This window comes from Caulobacter sp. 05T431 (assembly GCF_056665975.1).
On the sequence record NZ_JBFTKU010000029.1, the window covers coordinates 76,230 to 85,362 of the forward strand.

At 71.2% G+C, this 9,133-nt stretch carries 5 protein-coding genes and 1 pseudogene; 2 read left to right on the forward strand and 4 right to left on the reverse strand.

Translation table 11 applies throughout. The features are described 5' to 3' along the window. Positions 1 to 24: 24 nt before the first annotated feature. Entirely contained in the window at positions 25 to 4,086 is a 4,062-nt protein-coding gene (locus tag AC1U89_RS22280; RefSeq protein ID WP_479901822.1) for a beta strand repeat-containing protein, read from the reverse strand. A 298-nt stretch (positions 4,087 to 4,384) separates the two neighbouring features. Here AC1U89_RS22280 and AC1U89_RS22285 point away from each other — a divergent pair, with 298 nt between their 5' ends. Together AC1U89_RS22285 and sugE are read left to right on the forward strand one after the other, a co-directional pair. Next, on the forward strand, positions 4,385 to 5,086 hold the full coding sequence (locus AC1U89_RS22285; RefSeq protein WP_479901823.1) for a hypothetical protein: 702 nt from the start codon (positions 4,385 to 4,387) through the stop codon (positions 5,084 to 5,086). A gap of 149 nt (positions 5,087 to 5,235) precedes the next feature. After that, positions 5,236 to 5,559, forward strand: coding sequence for a quaternary ammonium compound efflux SMR transporter SugE (gene sugE / locus AC1U89_RS22290; protein ID WP_479901824.1), 324 nt, complete (start codon positions 5,236 to 5,238; stop codon positions 5,557 to 5,559). Positions 5,560 to 5,591: 32 nt separating this feature from the next. Here the strand turns inward: sugE and mdoH are convergent. The 3 genes and pseudogenes from mdoH to AC1U89_RS22305 form a co-directional block, all read right to left on the reverse strand. Next, positions 5,592 to 7,424: pseudogene (gene mdoH / locus AC1U89_RS22295) on the reverse strand (glucans biosynthesis glucosyltransferase MdoH); the annotation flags it as partial. Positions 7,425 to 7,621: 197 nt separating this feature from the next. Further along, the gene (locus tag AC1U89_RS22300; RefSeq protein ID WP_479901825.1) at positions 7,622 to 8,371 is read right to left on the reverse strand and encodes an alpha/beta fold hydrolase; all 750 of its coding nucleotides are present in this window, start codon (positions 8,369 to 8,371) and stop codon (positions 7,622 to 7,624) included. A 49-nt stretch (positions 8,372 to 8,420) separates the two neighbouring features. Next, positions 8,421 to 9,133 (reverse strand): hypothetical protein (locus tag AC1U89_RS22305; RefSeq protein ID WP_479901826.1); only part of this gene is annotated, 713 nt, incomplete at its 5' end.

Genomic DNA, 9,133 nt, shown 5'->3' on the forward strand with positions numbered 1-9,133 from the left:
TCGGCGTCGCGGAGAGGGCGCGGCCTAGAGGAAGAAGTCGCTCGTCGTGAACGAGGTGACCCCGAGGACGTGGATGTAGAAGTCGGCCACGCCGTCGCCGTTCATGTCGCCCTGCAGGGTGGCGTCCCCGCCGGAGACGTCGTAGCGCAGCTGGCCCTTGACGCCGGTGAAGGCCGACGTCCCGATCAGGGTGAAGCCCTGGTCGAGACTGTTGAATGGGTCGGTGTCGATGTTGACGAGGTCGATCTTGTCCACGCCGCTGGTGAAGTCGGTGATGATGTCGTGGTTGATCTCGGCCACGTCGTTGAAGTCGAAGTCGTCGGCCCCGCCGCCGCCGGTGATCACATCGTGGCCCAGGCCGCCGATGATGCGCTCGCCCGTGGACGAGCCGATGAAGACGTCATCCCCGCCCCGCAGGTCGGTGAAGGTGATGCCCGACACCGCGATGCCCGAGAAATCGAAGGTGTCGGCCCCGTCGGTGAAGCCCATGCCGGTGTGGCTGATGCCGTTGGCGCTCTCGGCCGTGACGGCCTCGATGCTGGTCATCGAACTGATGTTGATGATCGCGTAGTCCGTGGCCGCGACCAGGGTGTCGTAGCCGTCGCCGCCGTCGACCGCGGAGATGCCCGCGCTCTGGTAGAAGCTGATCTTGTCGTTGCCGCCGCCGGTGTAGATCAGGTCGTTGCCGCCGTTGCTGACCACGTTGTCGGCGCCCGCCGAGCCGTAGACGATGTCGTTGCCGAGGCCCGCGTCGATCATCCCGACCTGGGTGACGGCGATGTTGCGCAGGTCGATCACGTCGACCTTGTCGGGGCCGACGTCGGAACCGATGATCCGGGTGTCCGAGAAGACGTTGCCCTGGATCGCCTCGATGCCCTCCAGCGTGCTGTAGATGATCCAGACGTTGCTGTCGGCCGCCACGACCGTGTCGTAGCCGGCCCCGCCGTGGACCACATCCAGGCCCTGGTTGTTGCCGACCCGGATGGTGTCGTTGCCGTCGCCGGTGTCGATGTAGTCGTTGCCCGTGCCGCCATCGACGACGTCCGCCCCGGCGGTGCCGTAGAAGGTGTCGTCGCCGGCGTTCATGTGGAACAGGCTCACATTGCCCGTCACGACGATGTTGCGCAGGTCGAGGGTCTCGGAGCCGGCGGCGCTGATGAACTGGACGTTGCTGAAGCCGCCGGTCGAAATCTCCTCGATGCCGGTCATCGAGGCGATCTGGAAGGCCGAGCCGTTGCTGTTGGCCTGCAGCTTGTCCCAGCCGGCTCCGCCGTCGACGGTGTCGTAGCGGTTGTCCGGGCCGCCCGAGAGGAAGGTGTCGTTGCCCAGTCCGCCCGAGAGGGTGTCCGGACCGGCCGCGCCGTCGATCACGTCGTTGCCCGCGCTGCCGATGATGACGTCGGCCTGGTTGCCGCCGATGATCTGGGTGACGCCGGTGATCTCGACATTGGTGAAGTCCCAGTTGGCGTAGGACAAAAGGTTCGCCAGGCCGATCTGGACGTTGGTGAAGCCGCCGGAGCTGATCTTCTCGATGCCGGTCAGGCTCGAGATGGCGATCATCGTGTTGCGGGTCGTGGCGCGGATCTCGTCGTAGCCGGCCCCGCCGTCGAAGACGTTCTGGCCGGAGGTCTCGTCGACCAGGAACAGGTCGGCGGCGCCGCCGCCGTACAGCGCGTTGTAGCCCTCGCCGCCGACGATGGTGTCGTTTCCGTCCAGGCCGTAGATCGTGTCGTTGCCGTTCTGGCCGTACAGGATATCGGGCCCGTTGGTGCCGTAGATGGTGTCGTGGCCTTCGCCGCCGGCGATGGTGAGCGTGCCGGTGCTGGCCACGCCGCTGAAGTCCAGCAGGTCGTTGCGGTCGCCGCCCTGGAAGCCAACGTTGGCGAACCCGCCGGTGTTGACGGCCTCGATCCCCGCCAGGCCCCGGAAGTTGACCACCAGGTTGCCGGCGGTGAACCGGATGGTGTCCGTGCCGGCGCCGCCGTCGACGATGTCCCAGCCCTCGTCGCGGCCGATCAGGAAGGTGTCGTTGCCGCCGCCGCCGGTCATGACGTCGTCGCCGTAGCCGCCGATGATGATGTCGTCGCCGACCCCGCCGTTCAGGGTGTCGTTGCCTTCGCCGCCCGTCAGCTGCCAGTCCTGGACGTCGGGCACGGTGAAGCCGTCATTGCCCGCCGTGCCGGTCCAGTAGGTGTCGATCTCGTCGATCAGGTTGATGACGACGGCGCCCGAGCTGGTCAGCAGGCCGTCCGACGCCTGGACGGTGATCGTGTGGCTGGCCTGGGTGTCGGCGTCCAGCAGGCCGGCGTTGGCCACGGTGACCGCGCCGGTCGTGGCGTTGATGGCGAAGCGGCCGCCGGCGTCGTTGGTCAGGCTGTAGGTCACCGTGCCGCCGTGCGGGTCGGGCGCGGCGATCGTCAGGCCGCCGACCACCGTCCCGTTCGTGGCGTGCTCGGAGACCAGGGTGGCCGCGCCGTTGGTGTCGGTCGGCGTGGCGGGGGCGGCGTTGAGCACGTCGATGGTGAAGGCGGCGCTGGCCGATTCCGAGCCGCTGGCCGCCTGGACGACGATCTGGTGCGAGATCGTCGCCTCGTAGTTCAGCAGGTTGGCGTTGGCCACGGTGACGACGCCGGTCGTGGCGTTGATGGCGAAGCGGCCGCCGGCGTTGTCGAGCAGGCTGTAGACCAGCGGGCCGCCGTGGACGTCGGCGGCGCTCAGCGACAGGCCCGAGACCACGGCCCCGTTCACCGCGCCCTCGGAGATGGTGTTGGCCGCGCCGTCGCCGTCGACCGGCGCGTCGTTGGCGACGTTGGTCACGGCGATGGTGAAGGCCTGGCTCGAGAAGGCGCCCTGGGCGTCGGTGGCGCGCACGACGATCTGGTGCGAGGCCGCGGTCTCGAAGTTCAGCAGGCTCGCATCGGCCACGGTGACCACGCCGGTGGCGGCGTCGATGGCGAACCGGCCGCCGGCGTCGTCGGACAGGCTGAAGCTGACCGCGCCGGTCTTCGGCTCGGTCGCCGAGGCCGTGATCCCGACCAGGTCGCCGTTCGCCGCGCCTTCCGAGACGCTGTCGGCCGCGGTGTCGACATCGGTCGGCGCGGTCGGGGCCGCATTGGCCACGTCGATGGTGAAGGTGGTGTCGGTCGCCGAGCTGGCGGTCCCGTCGCTGGCGCGCACGACGATCTGGTGCGAGGCGGCGACGTCGAAGTCCAGCAGGCTCGCGTCAGCGACGGTGACCACGCCGGTGGCGGCGTCGATGGCGAACCGGCCGCCGGCGTCGTCGGTCAGGCTGTAGGTCACCGTCCCGCCGTTCGGGTCGGCGGCGGCGAGGACCAGGCCGGCCACGACGGTCCCGTTGACGGCGTCTTCGGCCACGGTGTTGGCGGCGGTGTCGGTGTCCGCCGGAGCGCTTGGCGCGGCGTTGGTCAAGGCGATGGTGAAGGTCTCCGACGAGACGTCCGTCCCGTCGCTGACCTGGACGACGATCTGGTGCGAGGCCGCGGTCTCGAAGTCCAGCAGGCCGGCGTCGGCGACGGTGACCACGCCGGTGGCGGCGTCGATGGCGAACCGGCCGCCGGCGTCGTCGGTCAGGCTGTAGGTGAGCGTCCCGCCGTTCGGGTCGGCGGCGGCGAGGGCCAGGCCGGCCACGACCGTCCCGTTGACGGCGTCCTCGGACACGGTGTTGTCGGCGGCGTCGGTGTCCGTCGGGGCGCCGGGCGCGGCGTTGGTCACGGCGATGGTGAAGGTCTCCGACGAGACGTCCGTCCCGTCGCTGACCTGGACGACGATCTGGTGCGAGGCGGCGGTTTCGAAGTCCAGCAGGCCGGCGTCGGCGACGGTGACCACGCCGGTGGCGGGGTCGATGGCGAAGCGGCCGCCGGCGTCGTCCAGCAGCGACCAGGTCAGGGTGTCGCCGTCGGCGTCGACCGAGCCCAGCGAAAGGCCGGCCACGATCGTGCCCGTGACGGCGTCTTCCGAGACGGTGTTGTCGGCGCTGTCGGCGTCGATCGGCGCGTCGGGGGCGGCGTTCAGCGCGTCCTCCTCGGCCAGAAGGGTGTCACCGTCGCCGAGGGTCTTGATGGACATGCCTACTCTCCACACTGAAGGCTTCGCGCACAGATTGTGTAGCTTAAGGTTGCATGACCCCGGAGGGGCGCCTAGAGCTGGACTGTGGGGTGCGACGAAACAGCTGTGGAAGGATGCGGGGCGCCCGATGGAAGGCGCGAGGGCCTGCGTTTCGCCCCTGAGGCGCTGGGTCGCACCCCTCCGGCGAGAAAATTACACCTGTGACCCATTCTCCGCCTTAATCCGACACCATAAGGGTTGCGAGGGAACGCCTGTCGGTTTTAATGCCGACCTCTTGCCTAACGGGGATAACTCGACCATGCGCCTTGCGCTCGCCAGCCTGATTGCCCTCGGCGCGGTTTCGACCGCCGTCGCCCAGGAGCAAACCGCTCCGACTGCCGCTCCCGCCGCGGCTCCGGCCGCCGCGCCGGCCGCCGCTCCCGCGGCGCAGACGCCCGCCACCCCGACCGACACCATGACGGCCACGCCGGCCGTGGCCGCGCCGCCCGCCGGCCAGGCTCCGGAATATGTCGCGCCGACCCGCGGTCCGCCGACCACCGACCCCGTCTCGCTGCAGCTGCTGGGCGTGCTGGACAAGGTCTGCAAGCCGGGCGTGGTCGGTGGCGACTACGCCGCCCTGACCAAGGCCGCCGGCATGAAGAAGAAGAAAGAGCAGTGGGTGATGGATATCGGCAAGCCGTATTCGATCGCCGTCGACAACCCCGGCTCGAACAAGAACGTCTGCACCGTCACCATCCAGTACGCCCAGGGCGACGCCCAGGCCCAGGCCCTGGCCAACGCCCTGCACGACTGGGCCACCTGGGAGAACAAGCCGCAGCTGCGCCTGATCCGCAACGACCTGACGGTCAGCGACGTCAAGCGCCTGACGGTTTCGTGGGACGACGCCTGGGCCGACGGCCACGCCGGCCTGGTCTACATGCGCCTGAAGAAGCTGGACGACAGCTCGATCGGCAAGAACTACGAGCAGGCCCAGATCCTGTACTCGACCACCAGCCGCTAAGGCGGCCTTTGGGGCGGCCGGCGGCGGGAGGCTTGCCCTCCCGTCCGATGGTCCTATCTAGTCAGAAGGCGCGGGGACGACCCCGCGCCTTTTCCTTTATTCCGGGGACGACCCCGCTCACCTCTTCAAGAGGTCAACAGGAGCAGGTCATGGCCTGGATCATCCTCTTCATCGCCGGTCTGTTCGAGATCGGCTGGGCCGTGGGCCTGAAGTTCACCGAGGGCTTCACCCGCCCGATCCCCACCATCCTGACCGGGATCAGCCTGGTGGCCTCCATGGGCCTGCTGGGCTGGGCCGTGAAGTCGCTGCCGCTGGGCACGGCCTATGCGGTGTGGACCGGCGTCGGCGCGGTCGGCACGGCCGTCGTCGGCATCCTGCTGTTCAAGGAACCGGCCACGGCCGGACGGCTGGTCTGCCTGGCGCTGATCGTCTCGGGCATCCTGGGGCTGAAGCTGTTCACCCCCGCCCACTGAGAGGCCCACAGACAGGCCCACGGGGGCGCGGCGCGCTCGCCGGGCGTCAGCAGCAGGCCGGCCTCGCGCAGGCGCAGGCCGCGGCCGATGCTGGCGGTCCACCAGACGATGAACGGGGCGGCGACCAGGCTCGCGGCCGCCACCGCCAGCCACGGCGACAGGCTGGCGCCCATCAGCGGCCCGATCAGCGCCAGGGTCAGGCCGATCAGCATCTCGGGCCAGTGGAAGGCCAGGGCCGCGCGGCCGCGCAGCCGGCCCTCGTCGCGTTGCTGGGCTGACCAGCCGGCGTCGCGGCCCAGGGCCACCGACAGCAGGGCCCGGGTATGGGCCGCCATGATGATCGGCGCGGTCAGGGTCGAGGCCACCGTCTCCAGGCCGACGCTGGCCAGGGCCCGCCAGGCCCCGCCGAACCGCCGGGCCCGGCCCTCGGACAGCATCATCCCGTAGGACAGCAGCTTGGGCGCCAGGACGAAGGTCAGGCTGACGGCCAGGACGATCGCCCCGGCCATCGGATAGCCGCCCCCGTCGCCGGTCCCGGCCTCGGGCGTCGACAGCAGGGCGCCGGTCACCACCAGGGCGATCCACAGCGGCGCCAGGGCGTAGCTCAGCACGCCGCGCGCCAGGTGCAGGCGGCTGACCGGATGCAGGCCCTTCGCGCCCAGGACGCCCAGGTGCTGCAGGTTGCCCTGGCACCAGCGGCGGTCGCGGATCAGGTGGTCGATCAGGGTGGGCGGACTCTCCTCGAAGCTGCCGCCCCAGTCGTCGTTCAGGGGCGCGGGCGCCAGGCGCACGCCCCAGCCGGCCCGGCGCAGGAAGGCGGCCTCGACGAAGTCGTGGCTCATGATGTGGCCGCCGAACGGTTTTCTTCCTTTGAGGTGCGGCAGTCCGCTGGAATGCGCGAACGCCTCGACCCGCAGGATGGCGTTGTGGCCCCAGTAGTTGCCCTCGGTGCCGCTCCACCAGGCCACGCTCCAGGCCGCCAGCGGGCCGTAGAGGTTGTTGGCGAACTGCTCCAGGCGGCCGAACACCGTGCGCCGCCCGACGATGGCCGGGGCGGTCTGGATCAGGCCCAGCGACGGGTCGGCCTCCATGGCGGCGGCCAGCCGCCACAGGGTGGGGGCGTCCATCAGGCTGTCGGCGTCCAGCACCACCATGTGGTCGTAGGCCCCGCCATGGCGGCGCACCCAGTCGGCGACGTTGCCGGCCTTGCGGTCGATGTTTTCCGGGCGATGGCGGTAGTAGGCGCGGGGTCCGGCGCCGCCCCGGCGGAAGGCGGCGAACCCCCGCTGTTCCTCGGCGATCACCTCGGGCCGACGGCTGTCGCTGAGCACCACGATGTCGAACATCGGCGTCAGGCCCAGGGCGTGCAGCCCGGCCCGCATCGCGGCCAGCCGGCCGAAGAACGGGCCGACGTCCTCGTGGTAGATCGGCGCCAGCAGGGCCGTGCGGCGGGTCAGGGGCGGCGGCGAGGTCCGGGCCACGGTCCGCTCCCAGGCGTCCGGCCGCCGCGACAGCCACAGGCCGCCCAGGCTGGCGGCGAACGAGAACGCCATCCAGCCGAACAGCACCAGGATCAGGGAGAGGTGTGCGACCTCCAGCGGCTCCAGCCCGTCCTCGGCCATGGCCAAGGTCACCGTGGACACCGCCAGGCCGGTCGAGGCGGCGCAGAAGGCCGCCAGGGCCGCGCGCCGCCGACCCAGGCCCGGGGCGGCCGCGAAGCGGGCCGGCTGGGCCGGCCGATGCAGCGGCTGGTCGGGCATGGCCAGCGGCGCCGGCGGCGGCCCGACGTCGTCGAGACCGCGCGACTCGTCGAAAGCGCGCGCCTCGGCGTGGCGTMGTTGCAGGTTGTCGGTATAAGCGTGCATACAGACCTCGTCGGCCCAGAAACTCGTCCTGTGCGTCAAGGTTCCTGAAGTGTAGGCGCTTTGTTGCTTTAGTGTTTTATCGCTGAATTTCTAAGCAACGTGGCCTTTTATACTGTCAGAGTTGCGCCGCTTCGCCGTGTATGGACCGGATGTTCGCCGCGAAACCGCCGCATTCGGCGGGGTGGTCGGAAGCGACCTCAGGCGGCMGCGCGATCCTCGTTGGCGATGAAGTCGAGGCAGGTCTCGGCGACCTCTTCCCAGCCGGGCTCGCCGGGCAGCCAGTGGCTCATGGCGGGGAAGACCTCGCAGGCGCCGCCCAGGCGGGCGGCGGTCTGGCGGACGGTGGCCGGCGGATGGACCACGTCCTGGCCGCCGGCGATCGCCAGGGTCGGAGCGCCMACGGGGCCGACATTGGTGGTCATGAACGGGTCCATGAACCAGTTCAGGGTCTCCCACAGCGCCCGGCCGCTCTCGGCGACCATGCGGGCGTAGAGGGCCTTGCGCTGGTCGCGGGGCAGGCGGTCCAGGCTGTAGCGGCGCACCACGCCGTAGTCCGGTTCGACGGCCTGCAGCCAGTAGGGACCCAGGGCGTAGAGGCTGACCGCCGAGGCGGCTTCCTCGAGGGTCGCGCCCGAGACGCCCCAGGGCGGGGAGGGGGCCAGCAGGATCAGACGCGAGACGGGCGCGCGGCCCGCCGCCATCTGGGCCACCAGCCCGCCCATCGAGTGGCCGATCAGCACCGGCGGCTGGTCGCAGGCGCGGCACAGGGCCGCGATCTGCCGGGCGTAGTCGGCCATCGAGCGGCCGGCCACCAGCGACCCGTCGCCATGCCCCAGCAGGTCCGGGGTCTGGACGACGTGGCCGGCGGCTTCGAACGGACGGCGGAACGCATCGAACGTCCAGCCGCCGCAGAAGGCGCCGTGCACCATGATCACCGGAGTCGCCACGCGTCCTCGCCCACCCCTCGGCCAAAGCGCCGAGGGTCCAGCCTACACGCTACTTCTTCGGCGCGGGTGAAGATTTGGCGGTCGACTTTGCCGCAGGGGCCTTGGTCGCCTTGGGGGCGGCCGGAGCCTTCGCGGGCTTGGCGGCCGGCTTGGCGGCGGGTTTCGCAGCCGGCTTCGGGGCGGCCGCCTTGGCCGGGGCCTTGGCGGCGGCGGGCTTGGCCTCGGCCTTGGGCTTCGGCGCCGCCTTGGGAGCAGCGGCCTTGGCGGGCGCCGGCTTCGCGGCGGGCTTGGCGGCCGGCTTCGGCGCGGCGGCCTTGGCCGGAGCCTTGGCGGCGGCCGGTTTCGCCGCGGCCTTCGGGGCGGCCGCCTTCGGGGCGGGAGCGGCCTTGGCGGGGGCGGGCTTCGCGGCCGGCTTCGCGGCGGCGGCCTTGGCCGGAGCGGCTTTCGCCGCCGGTTTCGCGGCCGCCGGCTTCGGCGCGKCCGCCTTGCTGGCGGCGGGCTTGGCGGCGGGTTTGGCGACCTTCGCAGCCGGAGCGGCCTTCGGGGCGGCGGCCTTGGTGGGAGCKGGCTTCGCGGCCGGCTTCGCAGCCGGCTTGGGGGCGGCGGCCTTGGCCGGGGCCTTGGCGGCGGCCGGCTTGGCTTCCGCCTTGGGCTTGGCCGCCGGCTTCGGCGCGGCGGGCTTGGCGGCCGGGGCGGCCGGGGCCTTCGCGACCGGCGTCGGCGCGGGCGCCGCCGGAGCCGGAGCGGGCGTCGGAGCGGTAG

What these genes read in the sequence shown, in the direction of transcription:
- AC1U89_RS22280 (WP_479901822.1), bottom strand. Translation starts at nt 4,086, where the DNA reads ATGTCCATCAAGACCCTCGGCGACGGTGACACCCTTCTGGCCGAGGAG.
- AC1U89_RS22285 (WP_479901823.1), top strand. Translation starts at nt 4,385, where the DNA reads ATGCGCCTTGCGCTCGCCAGCCTGATTGCCCTCGGCGCGGTTTCGACC.
- sugE (WP_479901824.1), top strand. Translation starts at nt 5,236, where the DNA reads ATGGCCTGGATCATCCTCTTCATCGCCGGTCTGTTCGAGATCGGCTGG.